Annotated in this window: 17 protein-coding genes; 10 read left to right on the forward strand and 7 right to left on the reverse strand. The window is 76.6% G+C overall.

The features are described from left to right. Window positions 1-14 precede the first annotated feature (14 nt). Both WCD74_RS23375 and WCD74_RS23380 read right to left on the reverse strand, forming a co-directional pair. The gene (locus WCD74_RS23375) at window positions 15-887 is read right to left on the reverse strand and encodes an RNA polymerase sigma factor SigF (RefSeq protein ID WP_373696117.1); all 873 of its coding nucleotides are present in this window, start codon (window positions 885-887) and stop codon (window positions 15-17) included. Beyond that, window positions 884-1,339, reverse strand: coding sequence for an ATP-binding protein (locus WCD74_RS23380; RefSeq protein ID WP_337697296.1), 456 nt, complete (start codon window positions 1,337-1,339; stop codon window positions 884-886). The genes WCD74_RS23375 and WCD74_RS23380 overlap by 4 nt, the downstream gene beginning before the upstream one ends. A gap of 189 nt (window positions 1,340-1,528) precedes the next feature. Between WCD74_RS23380 and WCD74_RS23385 the strand changes: the two genes are divergently transcribed. The 7 genes from WCD74_RS23385 to WCD74_RS23415 all read left to right on the forward strand — a co-directional run bounded on the left by WCD74_RS23385 (window position 1,529) and on the right by WCD74_RS23415 (window position 8,640). After that, entirely contained in the window at window positions 1,529-2,116 is a 588-nt protein-coding gene (locus tag WCD74_RS23385; protein WP_337697297.1) for a D-glycero-alpha-D-manno-heptose-1,7-bisphosphate 7-phosphatase, read from the forward strand. Then, complete coding sequence (locus WCD74_RS23390) at window positions 2,113-3,159, forward strand: glycosyltransferase family 9 protein (RefSeq protein ID WP_337697298.1); 1,047 nt, start codon at window positions 2,113-2,115, stop codon at window positions 3,157-3,159. The genes WCD74_RS23385 and WCD74_RS23390 overlap by 4 nt, the downstream gene beginning before the upstream one ends. A 51-nt stretch (window positions 3,160-3,210) precedes the next feature. Further along, entirely contained in the window at window positions 3,211-4,266 is a 1,056-nt protein-coding gene (locus WCD74_RS23395) for a glycosyltransferase (protein ID WP_337697299.1), read from the forward strand. Between the two features lie 180 nt (window positions 4,267-4,446). Continuing rightward, window positions 4,447-5,715 carry a glycosyltransferase gene (locus WCD74_RS23400; RefSeq protein WP_337697300.1) on the forward strand — a complete coding sequence of 423 codons (1,269 nt, stop codon included), beginning with the start codon at window positions 4,447-4,449 and terminating at the stop codon, window positions 5,713-5,715. Between the two features lie 5 nt (window positions 5,716-5,720). Beyond that, the gene (locus tag WCD74_RS23405; RefSeq protein WP_373696119.1) at window positions 5,721-6,329 is read left to right on the forward strand and encodes a D-sedoheptulose-7-phosphate isomerase; all 609 of its coding nucleotides are present in this window, start codon (window positions 5,721-5,723) and stop codon (window positions 6,327-6,329) included. Continuing rightward, window positions 6,326-7,957, forward strand: coding sequence for a D-glycero-beta-D-manno-heptose 1-phosphate adenylyltransferase (rfaE2, locus tag WCD74_RS23410; RefSeq protein ID WP_337697302.1), 1,632 nt, complete (start codon window positions 6,326-6,328; stop codon window positions 7,955-7,957). Before WCD74_RS23405 ends, rfaE2 (WCD74_RS23410) begins: the two co-directional genes overlap by 4 nt. Continuing rightward, the gene (locus tag WCD74_RS23415) at window positions 7,954-8,640 is read left to right on the forward strand and encodes an SDR family oxidoreductase (RefSeq protein ID WP_337697303.1); all 687 of its coding nucleotides are present in this window, start codon (window positions 7,954-7,956) and stop codon (window positions 8,638-8,640) included. The genes rfaE2 (WCD74_RS23410) and WCD74_RS23415 overlap by 4 nt, the downstream gene beginning before the upstream one ends. Here WCD74_RS23415 and WCD74_RS23420 read toward each other — a convergent pair. Beyond that, the gene (locus tag WCD74_RS23420) at window positions 8,631-9,050 is read right to left on the reverse strand and encodes an STAS domain-containing protein (protein ID WP_337697304.1); all 420 of its coding nucleotides are present in this window, start codon (window positions 9,048-9,050) and stop codon (window positions 8,631-8,633) included. The two genes, WCD74_RS23415 and WCD74_RS23420, sit on opposite strands and share 10 nt — an antisense overlap. A 167-nt stretch (window positions 9,051-9,217) precedes the next feature. On the opposite strand from WCD74_RS23420, the gene rfaE2 (WCD74_RS23425) reads away from it, so the two are divergent. Beyond that, a complete protein-coding gene (gene rfaE2, locus WCD74_RS23425) occupies window positions 9,218-10,690 on the forward strand; it encodes a D-glycero-beta-D-manno-heptose 1-phosphate adenylyltransferase (RefSeq protein ID WP_337697305.1) in 1,473 nt (490 codons plus the stop codon). Beyond that, a complete protein-coding gene (locus tag WCD74_RS23430; protein ID WP_337697306.1) occupies window positions 10,683-11,543 on the forward strand; it encodes a glycosyltransferase family 2 protein in 861 nt (286 codons plus the stop codon). The genes rfaE2 (WCD74_RS23425) and WCD74_RS23430 overlap by 8 nt, the downstream gene beginning before the upstream one ends. Here WCD74_RS23430 and malQ read toward each other — a convergent pair. From malQ to WCD74_RS23445, 3 genes are all read right to left on the reverse strand, one after another. Further along, window positions 11,540-13,588: a 4-alpha-glucanotransferase gene (malQ, locus tag WCD74_RS23435; RefSeq protein ID WP_337697307.1), complete on the reverse strand. Its 2,049-nt coding sequence runs from the start codon at window positions 13,586-13,588 to the stop codon at window positions 11,540-11,542. The genes WCD74_RS23430 and malQ overlap by 4 nt on opposite strands. A 278-nt stretch (window positions 13,589-13,866) precedes the next feature. Beyond that, window positions 13,867-14,217, reverse strand: coding sequence for a hypothetical protein (locus tag WCD74_RS23440; RefSeq protein ID WP_337697308.1), 351 nt, complete (start codon window positions 14,215-14,217; stop codon window positions 13,867-13,869). Between the two features lie 79 nt (window positions 14,218-14,296). After that, window positions 14,297-15,991, reverse strand: coding sequence for a RecQ family ATP-dependent DNA helicase (locus tag WCD74_RS23445; protein WP_337697309.1), 1,695 nt, complete (start codon window positions 15,989-15,991; stop codon window positions 14,297-14,299). A 74-nt stretch (window positions 15,992-16,065) separates the two neighbouring features. Here WCD74_RS23445 and WCD74_RS23450 point away from each other — a divergent pair, with 74 nt between their 5' ends. Continuing rightward, entirely contained in the window at window positions 16,066-17,115 is a 1,050-nt protein-coding gene (locus tag WCD74_RS23450; protein WP_337697310.1) for a DNA topoisomerase IB, read from the forward strand. On the opposite strand, the gene WCD74_RS23455 is transcribed toward WCD74_RS23450, so the two are convergent. After that, complete coding sequence (locus WCD74_RS23455; RefSeq protein WP_337697311.1) at window positions 17,112-17,876, reverse strand: ATP-binding protein; 765 nt, start codon at window positions 17,874-17,876, stop codon at window positions 17,112-17,114. The two genes, WCD74_RS23450 and WCD74_RS23455, sit on opposite strands and share 4 nt — an antisense overlap. Between the last annotated feature and the right edge of the window lie 59 nt (window positions 17,877-17,935).

Below are 17,935 nucleotides of genomic sequence, written 5' to 3' on the forward strand. Positions count from 1 at the left end.
GAGGACGTGGACCGTCAGCGGGCGTTCTCCCCGAGCCCGTCGCGCAGCTGCATCAGGGTGCGGGCGAGCAGCCGCGACACGTGCATCTGCGAGATCCCCACCTCGGCGGCGATCTGCGACTGCGTCATGTTCTTGAAGAACCGGAGCATGATGATCGTCCGCTCGCGCTGGGGGAGCGCCGCCAGCAGCGGGGCGAGCGACTGCTGGTACTCGACCTTCTCCAGCGCCGCGTCGGCCTCGCCGAGCAGGTCGGAGACGGTGCCGGAGTCGGGGTCGTCGACGAGCATCTCGTCCAGCGAGCCGGACCGGTAGGCGTTCGAGGCCTCGAGCGCCTCCAGCACCTCCTCCTTCGGCAGGCTCAGGTGCTCCGCGAGCTCGGCGGCCGTCGGGGCGCGGCCGAGCGACTGCGACATCTGCGACATCGCGGACGACAGCGTGACGTTGAGGTCCTTCAGCCGCCGCGGGACGCGCATCGACCAGGCCTGGTCGCGGAAGTGCCGCCGCACCTCACCGGTGATCGTCGGGACGGCGTAGGAGAGGAAGTCGGTGCCGCGGGCCGGGTCGTACCGGTCGACGGCGTTGATCAGCCCGAGGGTCGCGACCTGCTCGAGGTCCTCCTCGGGCTCGCCGCGCCGGGAGAAGCGGCGCGCGATGTGCTGGGCCACGGGCAGGTGACCGCGCACCAGCTCGTCGCGCAGCCGCAGCCGGGCGGGCGACCCGGGCTCGAGGGCGGCGTGCTCCGCGAGCTTCGGCATGAGGTGGTCGTACTCGCCCCGCGACCCGCGCCGCTCGCGCGGCGGGGCGGACTCCGAGCCGTTGCCCGAGCCGTTGCCCGAGCCGTTGGTCGTCGCCGTGTCGGGGGCGGTGCCCGTGTCGCTCGCCGTCACGCGAGCTCGGTCCCGAGACGACGGACCGAGAGTCGGAGGGCGAGCCGGAACGGGTCGCCGGTGGCCGAGAGCATGCGGACATCGTCCGCCAGGGTTGTGAGGATGCGCCAACCGAACGAGTCGGTGGGCAGGCGCTCGTGGCCGGCCGTCGAGACCGTGGCGGTCACCGTGATGCGCTCCTCGTCGAGGATGAAGGTGCAGGTCAGCTTCGTGTCGGGGCGGGCGAGGGGGATGAGACCGGAGCAGGCCTCGTCCACCGCCATCCGCAGGTCGGCCACCGCGTCCAGGGTGAACTCCGCCCGGGCGGCCAGGTCGGCCGCGACGGTCCGCATCGTCACCACCGCGCGGGGCACGGCCGGGACGCGGACCTCCACGTCCTCGGGAGGTCGCTCCTCGTCGGCGAGCGTCGAGCTGGGCCGCGCCACGAGCACCTCCTCGTCCCGCTCCACCACGACGGGTCCCGGGGCCCACGAACCCCCACGGGACCCGGCGGAGCGGATGAGTCTCCTCGGCGCGCGGGTGGTCCCGGGCCGTCTCGGTCGCGGGTCGTGTACCCGGGCCCCCTGCCGACAAACCGGCGGCCCCCGCGTCAGGGGCCCACGCGACCTGCGACGGCCGCCCGGACGTGGTCTGCTCCCCGCGTGCCCCCGGCTCGAGCTGCCCCCCGTCGTTGCGCTCGCCTCGCCGCCGTCCTGTTCGACCGCGACGGCACCCTCGTCCACGACGTGCCCTACAACGGCGATCCGGACCGGGTCGCGCCCGTCGACACCGCCCGGCCCGCCCTCGACCGGCTGCGCGCCGCGGGCATCGCGACCGGCGTGGTGAGCAACCAGTCCGGCATCGCGCGCGGCCTCCTCACCGCCGCACAGGTCGACGCCGTCAACGCCCGGCTGGACGAGCTCGTCGGCCCGATCGGCGTCTGGGCCTGGTGCCCGCACGGTCCCGACGACGGGTGCTCCTGCCGCAAGCCCGCGCCCGGACTCGTCCTCGACGCCGCCCGCCGGCTCGGGGTCTCCCCCGACGAGGTGGCCGTGATCGGCGACATCGGCGCGGACGTCGGGGCCGCGGCCGCCGCCGGGGCACGATCCGTCCTCGTGCCCACCGCCGTGACCCGGCAGGCCGAGATCGACGCGGCCCCGCTCGTCGCCCGCGACCTGCTGCACGCCCTCGACCTGCTGGGCCTACCCGACGGGTCGAGCTCCGCTCCGCTCCGTCTCCCGCACCCGTGAAGGTCCTCGCGGTCCGGCTCGACTCCGACGGCGACGTCCTGCTCACCGGCCCCGCGATCCGGGCGATCGCCGCCCGCGCGGACGAGGTGGTCGCCGTCGTCGGGCCGAAGGGGCGCCAGGCGGCGGGGCTGCTGCCGGGGGTCGACGAGGTCGTCGTGTGGCACTGCAGCTGGGTCGACGGCGACGCGCCGCCGCTGACCCCGGAGTCCGTCGCGGAGACGGTGCGTCGCCTGGCCGCCCTGGAGGCGGACGAGGCCGTCGTGTTCACCTCCTTCCACCAGTCCCCGCTGCCGACGGCCCTCGTGCTGCGCCTGGCCGGGGTCCGGCGCATCACGGCCGCGTCCGTCGACTATCCCGGCGACCTGCTCGACGTCCGGCTGCGCCCGGGCGACCCGGCCCTGGACCCGACCGTCGACCTCGACGACGACCTCCCCGAGCCCGAACGCGCGCTCGCGATCGCGGCCCGCGCCGGCTTCCCCGTTCCCGACGGCGGGCGCCTGGCGGTCACGGCGCCCGCGCACTCGCCGGTGACCGGCCGCTACGTCGTGCTCCACCCGGGTGCGTCCGTGCCCGCCCGCGCGTGGCCGGAGCACCGGTGCGCGGAGGCGGTGGCGGCCCTGACGGCGGCGGGACACCGGGTGGTGGTCACCGGCTCACCGGCCGAGACCGCCCTCACGGCGGCCGTCGCCGGGGACGACGGGCTCGACCTCGGCGGCGCGACGAGCTTCGCGGAGCTGGCGGCGGTGCTGCGGGACGCGGACGCGGTCGTCGTGGGCAACACCGGCCCGGCCCACCTGGCGGCCGCGGTCGGGACCCCGGTCGTGTCGCTGTTCGCCCCGGTGGTCCCCGCACGACGCTGGGCGCCCTATGGCGTGGCCCACGTCCTGCTGGGCGACCAGGAGGCCCCGTGCCGGGGGACGAGGGCCCGGGCGTGCCCGGTCCCGGGGCACCCCTGTCTTGCGGATGTGTCCCCCGCGGAGGTCGTGCGGGCGGTGAACGCGCTGGTCAGCGGTAGTTGCCCTGCCGGTGTTCACGGTGAGTAGTAGTTTCCGGGCAGGCGTTTACCAGCTCGAAGCCGAAGGGATTCCTCGCCGGTGACCTCCATCCCCGCCACGAGACCGTCGCTGACGGTGCTGCACTGGCACGTGCACGGCTCGTGGTCCACCGCCTTCGTCCAGGGACGGCACCGCTACCTGCTGCCGACCCTGCCGGAGCGCGGCCCCTGGGGTGGTGGCCGCCCGGCCGCCTGGACCTGGCCCGACAGCGCCGTGGAGTGCTCGCCCGCCGAGCTCTCCGCCCGCGCGGACGAGATCGACGTCGTCGTGCTCCAGCGCCGCGAGGAGATCGACCTGGTCGAGCGCTGGACCGGGCGGCGGCCCGGGGTCGACCTCCCGGCGGTCTGGCTGGAGCACAACACGCCGCGCGGGGACGCGCCCGCGACCGTGCACCCGGTTGCGGAGCGTGACGACATCCCGGTCGTCCACGTGACCCACTTCAACGCGCTCATGTGGGACTGCGGCCGCGCGCCGACCCGCGTGGTCGAGCACGGCGTCCTCGACCCCGGGCACCGGTACACCGGCGAGCTCGACCGGGCCGCGGTCGTCGTCAACGAGCCCGTCCGGCGCCACCGCGTCACCGGCACCGACCTGCTCGCCGGGTTCGCCGAGGACTGCGGGCTGGACGTGTTCGGCATCGGCACCGAGCGCCTGCCGGAGGCGGTGGACCACCCGGGCATCCGGGTGGTCGGCGACCTCCCGCAGCACCGCATGCACGCCGAGCTGGCCCGGCGGCGGGTCTACCTGCACCCGATCCGCTGGACCTCGCTCGGCCTGGCGCTGATCGAGGCGATGATGCTCGGCCTGCCCGTGGTGGGCCTCGCGACCGCGGAGGCCGCGGTCACGGTGCCGCCCGACGCGGGCGTCGTGGCCACCGACCTCGCCCGCCTGCACGACGCGTTGCGGGCCTACCGCGCCGACCCCGAGCTCGCCCGCGCCCACGGGACGCGGGCCCGGGAGATCGCCACCGACCGGTTCGCGGTGAGCCGGTTCCTCTCCGACTGGGACGACGTGCTTGCCGAGACCGTCGCGAGCCGCCCCGTCACCACCCGCAGCGCGCTCGACGCCAGACCTGTCGACGCGGTGCCGCTGTAACCCATCCGGTCGGGCCACGGCGGCCCGGCCCCGATCCCGGCACGACCCCTCCCGGTCGCGACTGCAGCCCCCGGTCGCCGATCGCCCCCACCTCGATCGCCGTGCGTTCGCGCGCGCCCCTGCGCCCCGCCCGCGAGGCGGTACGCGGCGTGCACGCGCGCACCGGAGGAGGACATCGCCATGCGCATCGCCATGGTCTCCGAGCACGCGAGCCCGCTCGCCGTGCGCTCCGACGGGCCCGACGCGGGCCCGGGCACCCTCGGCAGCGTCGACGCGGGTGGCCAGAACGTGCACGTGCACGCCCTCGCCGAGGCGCTCGCCCGGGACGGCCACGAGGTGGTCGTGCACACCCGGCGGACCGACCCGCACACCCCGGACCAGGTCCGCCTGGCCTCGGGCGTGGTGGTCGACCACGTGCCCGCCGGCCCGGCGGTCGAGCTGCGCAAGGACGACCTGCTCGAGCACATGGACGCCTTCGCGGACGTCCTGCGCCGCCGCTGGTCGCAGCGCCGCCCGGACGTCGCGCACGCACACTTCTGGATGTCCGGCCTCGCCGCGCTGGACGCCGGGCGGGCCCTCGGGGTGCCGGTGGTGCAGACCTTCCACGCCCTGGGCTCGGTCAAGCGTCGCCACCAGGGCGCCGCGGACACCAGCCCGCCGTCCCGGGTGGCGCTTGAGTCCGACCTCGGCGCCTCCGTCGACCGCGTGATCGCCACCTGCGCCGACGAGGTGCGCGAGCTGGCCGCGCTCGGCATCCCGGTGACGAACGTCGACGTGGTGCCCTGCGGGGTCGACGTCCGACGCTTCGACCCCGCCTCGCTCGGACCACGTCCCGACGGCCCGCCCCGCGTGCTGACCGTCTCCCGGCTCGTCCCGCGCAAGGGCGTCGACACCGCCGTCCGCGCGCTGGCCCGCGTCCCGGCCCCCGCCGAGCTCGTCGTCGCGGGCGGCCCGGAGGGCGCGGGACTCGCCGGCGACCCGGAGGTCGCCCGGCTGCGCGCCCTCGCCGACGCCGAGGGCGTCACCGACCGGGTGCGCTTCCTCGGCCGGGTCGGCCCGGCCGAGGTGCCCGCCCTGATGCGCGCCGCCGACGTCGTCGTGCAGCTGCCCACGTACGAGCCCTTCGGGCTGGTGCCGCTGGAGGCGATGGCCTCGGGACGGCCGGTCGTGGCCGCGCAGGTCGGCGGGCTCGCCGACACCGTGGTCGACGGCGTGACCGGCCTGCACGTCCCGCCGGGCGACCCGGATGCCGCGGGCCGCGCGATCGCCGCGCTGCTCGCCGACCCCGGCCGCCGCGCGCGCTACGGCCGCGCCGGGCGCGCCCGGGTGCTGGAGCACTACGCCTGGGACCGGGTCGCCGCCGCGACCGTCGCCGTGTACCGCGACGTCGTGCTGACCGGATCGGCACCGGTCGTCCCCGCCGCCGACCTGACGGGAGTGCGCTCGTGACCACGCTGCCCCCGACCTCCCCGGTCCGCACCGGCGCCGACCCGGCGCTCGTCGTCGGGAAGCACCTCGACGGGCTCGCCGCGACGCTCGACGCGGTCCGCGCGCACGCCCCCGTGTTCGCCGCGTGGGGCGCCGAGCTGGCGTCCCGGCTGTCGTCCGGCCGCCGCCTGCTCGCGGCCGGGAACGGCGGCAGCGCCGCCGAGGCCCAGCACCTGACCGCCGAGCTCGTCGGGCGCTACCGCGGGGAGCGCGAGCCGCTCTCGGCGATCGCGCTGCACGCCGACAGCTCCACGATCACCGCGCTGGGCAACGACTACGGCTTCGTCGAGATCTACGCGCGCCAGGTCCGCGCCCACGGCCGGCCCGGCGACGTGCTCGTGCTGCTCTCCACCAGCGGGCGCAGCGAGAACCTGCTCGCCGCGGCGGAGGTCGCCCGGGCGCTCGGCATCACGGTCTGGTCGATCACCGGCCCCGGCCCGAACCCGCTCGCCGAGGCCAGCGACGAGGTGATCTGCCTGCCCGGGGTCACGCCCTCGGTGCAGGAGGCGCACCTGGTCGCCGTGCACCTGCTGTGCGAGATGGTCGACTCGACCCTCGGGCGGTCGGTCGCATGAGCGCCGCGGCCCCCCTGACCCCCCTGGCCCCGCTGGTCGTCGTCGGCGACGCCCTGCTCGACGTCGACGTGGACGGCTCCGCCACCCGGCTCTGCCCGGACGCGCCCGCCCCGGTCCTCGACGCCACCGACGAGCGCCCCCGCCCGGGCGGCGCCGCCCTGGCCGCCCTGCTCGCGGCGCTGTCGTCGGCCCGGCCGGTCCGGCTGGTCGCGCCCCTGGGTGACGACGACGGGTCGGCCCGGCTGCGCGAGCTGCTGGCCGGCACCGTCGAGGTCGTCGGGCTGCCGACGGCGGGGGAGATCCCCCGCAAGACCCGCATGCTCGCGGGCGACCGCCCGCTGCTGCGTCTGGACACCGGCGGCCTCGGCACCGGGCCGTGGGACCTCGGCCCGGTGACGGAGGCGCTCGCGGACGCCGGTGCCGTGCTCGTCGCCGACTACGGCCGCGGCACCACCGCCGACCCGGCCCTGCGGGAGCTGCTCGCCGGCACCGCCCGCCGCGTCCCGCTGGTCTGGGACCCGCACCCGAAGGGCACGGACCCGGTGGCGGGCGCGGCCCTCGTGTCGCCGAACCTCGCCGAGGCCGGTGCCACCGGCGGACCCGACTGGCTGCCCTCGGCGTCCCGGGCGGCCGCGGAGCTGCGGGAGCGGTGGGCCGTCGAGGCCGTCGTCGTCACCGCCGGGTCGCACGGGGCCCTGCTGCGCTCGGCCGCGGGCAACGCCGTCGTGCCGGCCCGCGCCGCGGAGGGCGGCGACCCCTGCGGCGCCGGCGACCGGTTCGCCGCGGCGGCCGCCCTCGCCCTCGCGTCCGGCCGCGCGCTCGACGAGGCGGTGTCGGCCGCGGTCGGCGCCGCGAGCACGTTCGTCGGCGGCGGGGGAGCGGGCGCCGTCCGCCGCGACGCCGACGGCACGTGGTCGCACCCGGGCGTCGAGGCCCATGCGAGCGAAGGGGCCCTTCAGTCGACTAGATCGGCCGTGGGCGCCCACCGCCAGTCGGCCCCCGTCGCCGCCGATGCGAGCGAAGGGGTCCTTCAGTCGACTAGATCGGCCGTGGGCGCCCACCGCCAGTCGGCCCCCGTCGCCGCCGATGCGAGCGAAGGGGTCCTTCGGTCGACCAGATCGGCCGTGGGCGCCCACCGCCAGCTGCTCCCCGGGGACGCCGACGCCGCCGTCGCGCTGGCCGAGGAGACCCGTCGTCAGGGGGGTCGGGTGGTCGCCACCGGCGGCTGCTTCGACCTCCTGCACGCCGGCCACGCCCGGACGCTCGCCGCGGCCCGCGCGCTCGGCGACGTCCTGGTCGTCTGCCTCAACTCCGACGACTCGGTGGCGCGGCTCAAGGGCCCCGCGCGCCCCGTCGTCGGGCAGGCCGACCGCGCCGAACTGCTGGCCGCCCTCGCCTGCGTCGACGCCGTCGCGGTGTTCGACGAGGACGACCCGCAGGCCCTGATCGCCCGGTTGCGCCCCGACGTGTGGGTCAAGGGCGGCGACTACGCCGCGGACGACCTCCCCGAGGCGCCGCTGGTCCGTTCCTGGGGCGGCGAGGTCGTCGCCGTCCCCTACCACGCCGGGCGCTCGTCGACCCGGCTCGTGTCCCAGGCAGCACGCTCGATCGAAGGAGTCACCGCATGACCGACCCCGGCACCGTCCTGATCACCGGAGGTTCCTCCGGGCTCGGCGCCGCCGTCGCCGAGGCCGTCGCGAACGCCGGCGGCACACCGGTCGTCCTCGACCTCAAGGCCCCCGACGCCGGGCACGCCTTCGTCGAGGTCGACCTCGCCGACCCGACGGCCGCGCAGTCCGCGGTCGCCCGCGCGATCGACGAGCACGGCGGGCTCGACGGCGTCGTCACCGCGGCCGGCATCGACCGCTGCGGGCGCATCGTCGACGTCGAGTGGGCGGAGTGGGAGCGCGTCGTCGCGGTCAACCTGCTCGGTACGGCCGCCGTCGTGCGCGCCGCGCTCCCGAGCCTGGAGGAGCGCCACGGCACCGTCGTCACCGTCTCCTCGACGCTCGGCGTGAAGGCCGTCTCGGACGCCTCCGCCTACTGCGCCTCGAAGTTCGGCGTCGTCGGGTTCACCCGCGCGATCGCCGCCGAGTGGGCCGGCAAGGTCGGCGTGACGCTGCTCGTCCCCGGCGGGATGTGGACGCACTTCTTCGACGACCGCCCCGAGCAGTACAAGCCGGGCCCGGACGCCCAGCTCAACGACCCGGCGCAGACCGCCGAGGCGGTGCTGTTCGCGCTGACCCGCCCGCCGGGCAGCGAGGTGCGCGAGCTGCTGGTCGCGGCCTCGGGGGAGTCGTCCTACCCGTGAGCCGCCCCGTCACCGGCCGCGGCCCGCGCGCTCGCGACGTCGTCGTGCAGCGTGAGCACGCGGTCCAGGCCCGTGATCCGCAGCGGCCGGCGCACCGTGCGGGCGCGCGCGGCGAGCAGCACCGGCACCCCGCGACCGCGGAGGTCCTCGGTGAGCTCCAGCAGCAGCGTCATGCCCGCCGAGGCGAGCAGTTCGACCTCCTCCAGGTCGAGCACCACCGCCCGGGCCCCGGCCGCCGCGCGCTCCACCCCGCCCCGCACCGACGGGGCCGCGGCCGCGTCGATGTCCCCGGCGACCGCGACCACCGCGACGCCGTCGTCGCCCGGGCGCACCGCCACCTCGACCGTCCCGGGCTCCGGGGCCGGGCGCGCGCCGTCGCCGGCACTGCGCTCGCCGCGGTCGGGATCCACGCGGTCTCCTCGGACACGGACGGCCTCGGGCACTGCGCGGGTCGTCGGTGGGCGCCGGGGGCGGATGGCTTCACCCCTCGGTCCTGGTGGAGGAACCCTAGCGGAGGCGGCCCCGCCGTCCCCGGTCGAGTGAGCACGTCGATCGTCACGTCCGAGGAGACCCTCGCATGACCCTGACCCCCCTCGACCGCGCGCCGCTCGCGGTCGACCTGCCGCACCGCCTGGCCGCGTCCGCGCCGCGCGTCGTGGTCGTCGGGGACGCGGTGCTCGACTGCTGGATGACCGGCCCGAGCCACCGCCTCTCCCGCGAGGCCCCCGTCCCGGTCGTCGAGATCGACCGCACCCGCTGCCAGCCCGGCGGCGCCGCGAACACCGCCGCGAACCTGGCCGCGCTCGGCGCGCGGGTCGCGCTGGTGTCGGTCGTGGGTGACGACGACGACGGGCGCACGCTGCGCGCGCTGCTCGACGAGGCCGGCGTCGACACCCGCGGTGTCGTCGTCGCGCCCGACCGCCCGACCGCGGCGAAGCGGCGCATCGTCGCCGACGAGGCCATGGTCGCCCGGTACGACACGGTGCCCCCGACGCGGCCCGTCCGCGGCTTCGTGCCCGCGCTCGACACGGCACTCGCCACGGCCCCGGACGCGACCGTGGTCTGCGACTACGCCGCCGGGGCCCTCGACGACGACACGGTCGCCGCGGTCGCCGCGCGCCGCGGCCGGCTCGGGGTGCTCGTCGTGGACGCCCACGAGGTCGCGCGCTGGGCGCCGGCCCGGCCCGACGTCGTGACCCCCAACGCCGGCGAGGTGGCGACCCTGCTCGGGCGCCCACTGCCCGGGCCGGACCGGGTCGCCGCCGCAGAGGCGGCCGCGCCGGAGCTGCGGGCCCGGTCGGGCGCCGCCGCCGTCGTCGTCACCCTCGACCGGGACGGCGCCGTGCTGCTCTCCCCGGACCAGCCGGCCCACCGCACCTGGGCGCGCCCGGCGCCGGAGAGCCGGACCTGCGGGGCGGGCGACTCCTTCACCGCCGGGCTCGCGCTCGCGCTGGCCGCCGGCACCCCCGCGCCGACCGCCGCCGAGCTGGCCCAGGCGGCCGCGGACGTCGTCGTGGCGCGCGAGCGGACCGCCGTCTGCTCGACCGCCGACCTCGCCGCGCGGGTGTCCGCCTCCGGGGAGTCGCTCTCGACCGCGGCCGAGCTCGCGCGCCTGGTCGCCGGCCACCGCGCCGAGGGGCGCCGGATCGTGTTCACCAACGGCTGCTTCGACGTCGTTCACCGCGGCCACGTCGCCTACCTCAACCAGGCCAAGCGGCTCGGGGACGTGCTGGTCGTCGCGCTGAACGCCGACGAGAGCGTCGCGCGGCTCAAGGGCCCGGAGCGGCCGGTGAACCCGCTGGCCGATCGCGCCGCGGTGATCGGGGCGCTGTCGTGCGTCGACCACGTCGTCGGCTTCGCCGAGGACACCCCGGTCGCGCTGCTCGACGCGCTGCGCCCGGACGTGTACGCCAAGGGCGGCGACTACACCCCGGACATGCTCCCGGAGACCCCGACCGTCACCGCCTACGGCGGGCAGGTCGCGATCCTGGACTACCTGCCGGACCGGTCCACGTCGCTGATCGTGGAGAAGATCCGGTCCCATGGCTAGCCCGATGGTCGAGCTCCGCTCCGCTGCGTCCCCGGATCTCGACGTCCTGATCCCGACCAGGGACCGCCCCATCGAGCTCGCGACGACGCTCGCGGGCCTGGCCGCCCAGACCGGGCCGTCGTTCCGCGTCGTGGTGTCCGACCAGTCCGACGGCGATGCCTCGTACGACACCCCGTCCGCGACGACCCTCGTCCGGGCCCTGCGGCTCCGGGGCGTCGAGGTCGAGCTGACCGGTCACCTGCCGCGGCGGGGGATCGCCGAGCAGCGGGCGTTCCTGCTGTCCCGCTCCTCGGCCCCGGCCGTGCTGTTCCTCGACGACGACGTGTGGCTCGAGCCGGGCGTGCTCGCACGGCTGCACACCGCGCTGCGCACGCTGGGCTGCGGGATGGTCGCCGCCGCCATGCAGGGACTCTCGCACCTGCACGACGACCGCCCGCACGAGCGCGTCACCTACGAGCCCTGGGAACCGGGCCCGGAGCGGATCGAGAAGGAATCGGCCGCCTGGCAGCGGTGGCGGCTGGGCAACGCGGCGAACGGGATGCACCTGGCGTTCGCCGAGGGCCTGGACGCGCCCGGGGCGGCCGTGCCGGACCCGTCGTCGTGGTCGGCCTACCGGATCGCCTGGGCGGCCGGCTGCGTGCTGTTCGACCGCGCGGCCCTGCTGGACGCGGGCGGCTTCGACTTCTGGCGGGAGGTGCCGCAGGACGCGCACGGCGAGGACGTGCTCGTCCAGCAGCGGGTGATGGCCCGCTCCGGCGCCGCCGGGATCCTGCCCAGCGGCGCCTACCACCAGGAGTCGGCGACGACCCTGCCCGACCGGGGCGCCTCGGCGGTGGACCTGCTGCCGCTCTAACGTCCCCGCAGCGCCGCCACGGTGGCCTGCACCCGCGGGTCGCGCAGGAGATCGTCGAGGGCCAGCGGCAGCGGGATGCGCCAGTTCGGGTAGGCGTCGGTGGTGCCGGGGAGGTTGGGCTGGCGGACCTCGTCGAGGACGTCGGTGAACGACGCCAGGACGATCCGCGAACCGGACCCGGCGAGCAGCCGGTGCATGGCCGCCACGATCGACCCCTCCGACCGGTCGTCGCCCAGCACGCCCTGGGAGACGAGCAGCCCGATCAGCTCCTGCCGCTCCCGCTCCGCCTGCTCCCGGGCCGCGTCGACGTCGGTCAGCAGCCCGGCCTCGTCGCGGACCCGGACGTGCTCGTCGCGCAGGAAGCCGACCGCGGTGGGCAGGTCGTGCGTCGAGATCGTCCCCAGCGTCATCGCGTCCCACTGCGACGGCGGCAGCAGGTCGCCGTCGTCGTCGCGCTGGAACCACAGCACCGCGCAGCCGAGCATGCCGCGCTGCGCGAGCCCCTCGGTCACCTCCGGCTCCACCGTCCCGAGGTCCTCGCCGACGACGACCGCACCGGCCCGCGAGGCCTCGATCGACAGCACCGCGAGCATCGCCTCGGCGTCGTAGCTGACGTAGGTGCCCTCGGTGGCCGGGCGCCCCGGCGGGATCCACCAGAGCCGCCACAGGCCGGCCACGTGGTCGATCCGCACCCCGTCGGCGTGGCGCAGGACCGCGGCGAGCATGTCGCGCAGCGGCGCGTACCCGGCCTCGGCGAGCCGGTCCGGGCGCCACGGCGGCAGCGACCAGTCCTGCCCGCGCTGGTTGAAGTCGTCCGGCGGGGCCCCGACGTGCACACCGGGCGCCAGGACCGACTGCAGCGCCCAGGCGTCCGCCCCGTCCGGCGCGCAGCCGACCGCGAGGTCCGCGATCAGCCCGACCGGCATCCCGAACGTGGCCGCGTGCGCGTCCGCGAGCTGGAGGTCGAGCAGGTACTGGCACCAGCCGTGGAAGGAGATGCGGTCGGCGAGCTCGTCGCGGACCGCGGGGATGCCCGGCGCGTCGGGGGAGCGGACCTCCTCGGGCCACGTCCGCCACTCCGGGCCGTGCCGTTCCGCGAGCGCGTACCAGGTCGCGACGTCCCGCAGCGCCTCCGGCAGCGCCGCGACCGTGGCCCGGTGCTCGGCGGCCAGCGCGTCGTCGGGGTCGTCGGGGTGGTCGTCGGCGTACGCGCCGGGCACGGGCGGGGCCGGCCGCTCGATCCCGGGCAGTGCGCCGACCGACCCGGCGAACGGCCGCAGCATCGCGAGCGCCGCCCGCTTGGCGTTCCAGACGGCGTCGTAGTCGATCAGGTCGGTCGGCTGCTGGTCCGCGAGCGGGTCGGTGGGCACCAGCCGGTCGACGGCGTGCCGGACGTGCGCCGGCGCGGCGCGATAGGCCGGGGTGGCGGTGACCCGCAGCGAGATCGGGTGCAGGAACCGCCGCGACGACGGCGAGTACGGCGAGGCCTCGACGGTCGGCTCCAGGCGCAGCGCGTGCAGGGGGTTGCACAGCACCGCGCCCGCGCCCTGCCCCGACGCGGCCGTCAGCAGGTCGCGCAGGTCCACCAGGTCGCCGACGCCCCACGACCCCGGCGAGTGCAGCGAGTACAGCTGCACCATCCAACCCCAGGTCCGCGGGACCTCCGCCAGCCGCGACGGCGGCACCAGCACCGTCGCCTCGTCGTCCCCGCAGCGCACGCGGTGGTAGCCGACGGGCAGGTCCTGCAGCGTCGTGACCCGGCTCGTGGTCCCGTCCTCGAGCGTCAGCTCACCCGGCCCGGGCAGCTCCACGGGCTCGTTCCCGACGACGAGCGTGGGCGGCAGGCCGCCCCGGCGGCGGTCGTCGAGCGCGGCCCGGACCGACTCCGGCGTGGAGGCGTCCACGTCGAGTGCGGCGAGCACGTCGACGACCACGGACGCGTCGACGTCGACCGTCCGGTCGCCCGCGTCGCGGTAGGAGGTCGCGACACCGTGCGCGGCGGCGAGCGCCGCGAGGTCGTCGGAGACAGCGTTCTCGCCGGGCACCGGGCTCCTTACGGGAGAGGGGGACACGAGGATCCCAGTCCTACCCGGTCCGGCGTGCGCGGACCCGCCGTCCCGGTTCGAGCGAAGGGCCCCCTCGCTCGATCTACCCGAGCGAGGGGGCCCTTCGGTCGAACGGCGTGGACCTGACGAAGGGCGCCCACCGCCAGCTCTGTCGAGCGAGGGGGCCCTTCGGTCGAACGGCGTGGACCTGACGAAGGGCGCCCACCGCCCGCTCTGTCGAGCGAGGGGGGGCCCTTCGGTCGGACAGGGGGCCGCGGTCAGCCCGTCCGCGGGTGCGGCACGCGGGTGATCGGGCGGCGCGTCGCAACGAGGCGGTCCGCGACGTCGGAGGCGGAGGTCCGGGGGCGGCGCACGGTGGCGAGGGCCTCGATCTGGGGGCGGGTGAGGCCGATCAGCCCATCGAGGGCGTCGGCCACCTCCGCGGCGGTCCAGTCGCGCTCGAGGAGCAGGTGCACGAGGGCGAGGGCGGAGCCGCGGTCGCGACGGGCGCGGACCACCAGCTGGCCGAGGTCGTCGGGGAGGACGCGGGGGAGGACGGCGGGGTCGGGGAGCTCGGGGACGGCGGGGACGGCGGAGTCGGGCCGGGTGGAGATGGGGTCGAGGAGCACGGGCACCTTCCGTTCGACAGCAAAGTGGAGCAGCACTACCAGAATCGGCGGTCCGTGTGACAGGCAAACGCCCGCGCGGTCACACGGAGGTCAACAGACCCCGCTCGCGGAGGACCGGGATCGAGAGGGTGCGGTAGCCGGCGTCGTCGAACAGCACGACCACCGTGTCGTCGGAGACCGTCTGCACCACCCCGTGCCCCCATTCGTCGTGGGTCACCGCCTCGCCGGGCGCCGGCTCCCCGTGGGACGCGCCGGAGCGCTCGCCGGGGTCGCCGACGTCGCCCGCGTCACAGCGGTCGCAGTTCCCGCACGGCTCGTCGCGGGCCTCGCCCAGCACCTCGAGCAGCGTCCGCCGCCGGCACCCGGTGCCCTCGGCGTAGCGGCGCACCAGTTCGACCTTGGAGCGCTGCCGTTCCCGGCTCCGGACGACGAGCTGGGCGGCGGCCTGCGCCACCTCGCGCGCGGGCGCGTCGTTGACGCCGCGCACGAGCCGCCGCCCGGGGGCCTGCGCCACCCCGCCCCCGACGACGAGCGCGGGCACCGCCCGCGACAGCGCCGCCTTGGAGAGCCCCGCCGCGTCCGCCAGCTCCGCCTGCGCCACCCCGTCGTCGTGCAGCCGGATCGCCTCGACGACGGTCGCGAGGGCCGCGGCCCGGGCGTCGCGGCCGGACGCGAACAGCTTGGGCCGCGCCAGGTCCTGCGGACGGTGGAAGAGCACCGCGCTCACCCGCTCGCCGTCGCGCCCGGCCCGCCCGATCTCCTGGTGGTAGGCGTCCACCGAGGTGGGGGTGTCGCCGTGCACGACCCAGCGCACGTCCGGCTTGTCGATGCCCATGCCGAAGGCGCTGGTGGCGACGACGACGTCGAGCTCGCCCGCCATGAACGCGTCCTGCACCTCCTGGCGCTCCTTCGCGCGCATCCCGCCGTGGTAGGCGCGGGCGGAACCGCCGGCCTCGACCAGCCGGTCCGCGACCAGCGTGGTGTGGCCGCGGGTGGTGACGTAGACGATCCCGGCGCCCGAGGCACCCGTCACCGCATCGACGACGTGGTCCCACTTCGCCTCCTCGTCGTGCACCAGCTGCACGGTGAGGTGGGTGCGCGGGCGGTCGACGTCGCGCACGACGACGCACGCGTCCGGCACGCCGAGCAGGTCCAGGATCTCCTCGCGGGCCGGGACGGAGGCGGTCGCGGTCAGGGCCAGGATCCGGGGCGAGCCGAGCGCCCGGGCGGCCGGCGCGAGGGCCAGGTAGTCGGGGCGGAAGTCCGGGCCCCAGTCGGAGACGCAGTGCGCCTCGTCGACGGCGAGCAGGGTCGGGGACCCGGCCGCGAGCTCGTGCAGGACGTCGGGGCGCGCGAGCTGCTCGGGGGAGGTGATCAGGACCTCGAGTTCGCCCGCCGCGAAGGCGGCCGACGCCCCGCGCCCGGCCTCGGAGTTCAGCGCGGCCGCGGCGATCCCGGCGTCGGTCAGGTGCGCGACCTGGTCGCGGTGCAGCGAGAGCGTGGGCGACACGACGATCGTGCGGCGCCCGAGCAGGTCCCCGGCGATCGTGTAGATCGCGGTCTTGCCGGCCGCCGGCGGGAGCACCGCGAGGGTGTCGGTGGTCAGGGCGGCGAGGATCGCGTCGCGCTGGCCGTCGCCGAGCTCGGCGCCGTCGCCGAGGTAGCGCGCGGTCGCCGCGTCCAGCCCGTCGACGAGGGCGGGGACCGGGCCGCACGGGCCGGTCACGTCGGAGAAGTGCCGATCGGTGCCGTCCGCGCCGGAGCTCGCTGTCACGGCGCGGGGATGGGTCGGTCCCCGTCCCTCGAAACGCCGGTTCCAGGAGGGTGACCCTCGGGTAAGTCCGACCGGTGACGCTGACGAGGGTCGACCCCCACGGGCCCGGTCTCGGTCGCCGCCGCCGGGGGAAGGGCTTCAGCTACTTCGACCTCACCACCGGCGAGGCGGTGACGGATCCGGACACGCTGGACCGCATCGCCGCGCTGGTGATCCCGCCCGCGTGGCGCGACGTGTGGATCTGCCCGCGCCCCGACGGGCACATCCAGGCGGTCGGCACGGACGCCGCCGGACGCCGCCAGTACCGCTACCACGCGGAGTGGACCGAGCAGCAGGCGCGCGAGAAGTTCGACCGCGTGGCGCGCCTCGGTGCGCTGATGCCCGACGTCCGCAAGGAGCTCCTGGACCGCCTGGACACCGACGGGCTCGGGCGGGACCGGGTGATGGCCGGGGCGGTGTGGCTGCTCGACCTCGGAGTGTTCCGGGTCGGCGGCGAGGAGTACGCCGAGGGTGACAAGTACTCCGAGGCCTCGTTCGGCCTCGCCACCCTGCGCCGGGAGCACGCCAGCGCCCGCAAGGACGGGTCCGTGCAGTTCCGCTACGTCGCGAAGGCCGGGGTGCCGCGCACCCTGACCATCGCCGACCCGGCCACCCACCGCCTGGTCACCTCGCTCAAGCGTCGGCGCGGCGGGGGCGACGACCTCCTGGCCTGGTCGGCGACGCGCCGGCGCGAACGGGTGTGGCACGACGTCACCGCCGACGACGTCAACGAGGCCGTCCACGAGCTGGTCGGCGACGAGTTCACCGCGAAGGACCTCCGCACCTGGAACGCGGGGGTGGTCGCCGCGGTCGCGCTCGCGACCCAGGTCGGCCCGGACGGGAGCCCGCCCACCGCGGAGCGCAAGCGCAAGGCCGCCGTCACGCACACCATGAAGACCGTGGCCGCGCAGCTCGGGAACACCCCCGCGGTCTGCAAGCGGTCCTACGTCGACCCCGTGCTGGTGGAGCACTTCGAGGCGGGCCGCACGGTGCTCGACGCCGTCCGGGAGGCCGACCCGTCGGATCTGGCGATGCGCGAGCAGGTCGAGGCCGCGGTGCTGGAGCTGGTCACCGCCCGCGACTAGGCGGAGACCGACTCCGAGGTCATCTCGGCCCAGATCGTCGTGCCGTCGGGGTGGCGGCGGATGCCCCACTCCCGCGACACCGCCGCGACCATCGCCAGCCCCCGCCCGCGCGGCGACGAGGTCGGCGGCGCCACCCACGTCCCCGCGTCGGGGATGCGGTGCCCCACGCCGTAGTCGCGCACGGTCATCCGCAGCGTCGACTCCCGCCGCTCCATCGCGACCACGGACGCGCTGGTCGCGTGCTCGACGGAGTTGGTGACGAGCTCGGTCACGACGATCTCCGCGGCCTCGCGGATGCGGTCCTCGATTCCCCAGTGCGCGCACGTGGCGCGGACGCGGGCGCGCGCCAGGCCCGGGGCGTGCGGGTCGACGGTGAAGCGCCACCACGCCAGCAGCAGCGCCGGCCGCTCGTCGAGGTGGGCGACCGCGTCCGCGACGTCGGAGAAGACCGGCACCCGGCGGGCGACCCCCGAGCCGGTCAGCAGGGCCGCGAGCGAGGGGTCCGGCGAGACGAGCGCCAGGCAGGCGGCGGGCCAGCCGCCGGTGCGGTCGATCGCCTCGGTGAAGGCGTGGACCACGGACGCGTGCTGCGGGCGCAGTCCGGAGGTGTCGACGACGACGCGCTGGTGCTCCACGAGGAGGGCGGCGAGGGCCTCGACGAAGGCCTCGCGGTTCGACCGGTCGAGATCACCGTGCACCGTCGCGACCACGGCGCCGCCCGGCGAGGGGGCGGCGCGGGTCTGCCACGCGGGTTGCTGCACGATTCACCTCGCGGCCGTGGTACCCCGGCCCGGTACCGACCAAGCCCCGGCGCCGACGG

The sequence above is a fragment of the Actinomycetospora aurantiaca genome (assembly GCF_037401875.1).
Lineage (GTDB): Bacteria > Actinomycetota > Actinomycetes > Mycobacteriales > Pseudonocardiaceae > Actinomycetospora > Actinomycetospora aurantiaca.

What these genes read in the sequence shown, in the direction of transcription:
- WCD74_RS23415 (WP_337697303.1), top strand. Translation starts at nt 7,954, where the DNA reads ATGACCGACCCCGGCACCGTCCTGATCACCGGAGGTTCCTCCGGGCTC.
- WCD74_RS23400 (WP_337697300.1), top strand. Translation starts at nt 4,447, where the DNA reads ATGCGCATCGCCATGGTCTCCGAGCACGCGAGCCCGCTCGCCGTGCGC.
- rfaE2 (WP_337697305.1), top strand. Translation starts at nt 9,218, where the DNA reads ATGACCCTGACCCCCCTCGACCGCGCGCCGCTCGCGGTCGACCTGCCG.
- WCD74_RS23430 (WP_337697306.1), top strand. Translation starts at nt 10,683, where the DNA reads ATGGCTAGCCCGATGGTCGAGCTCCGCTCCGCTGCGTCCCCGGATCTC.
- rfaE2 (WP_337697302.1), top strand. Translation starts at nt 6,326, where the DNA reads ATGAGCGCCGCGGCCCCCCTGACCCCCCTGGCCCCGCTGGTCGTCGTC.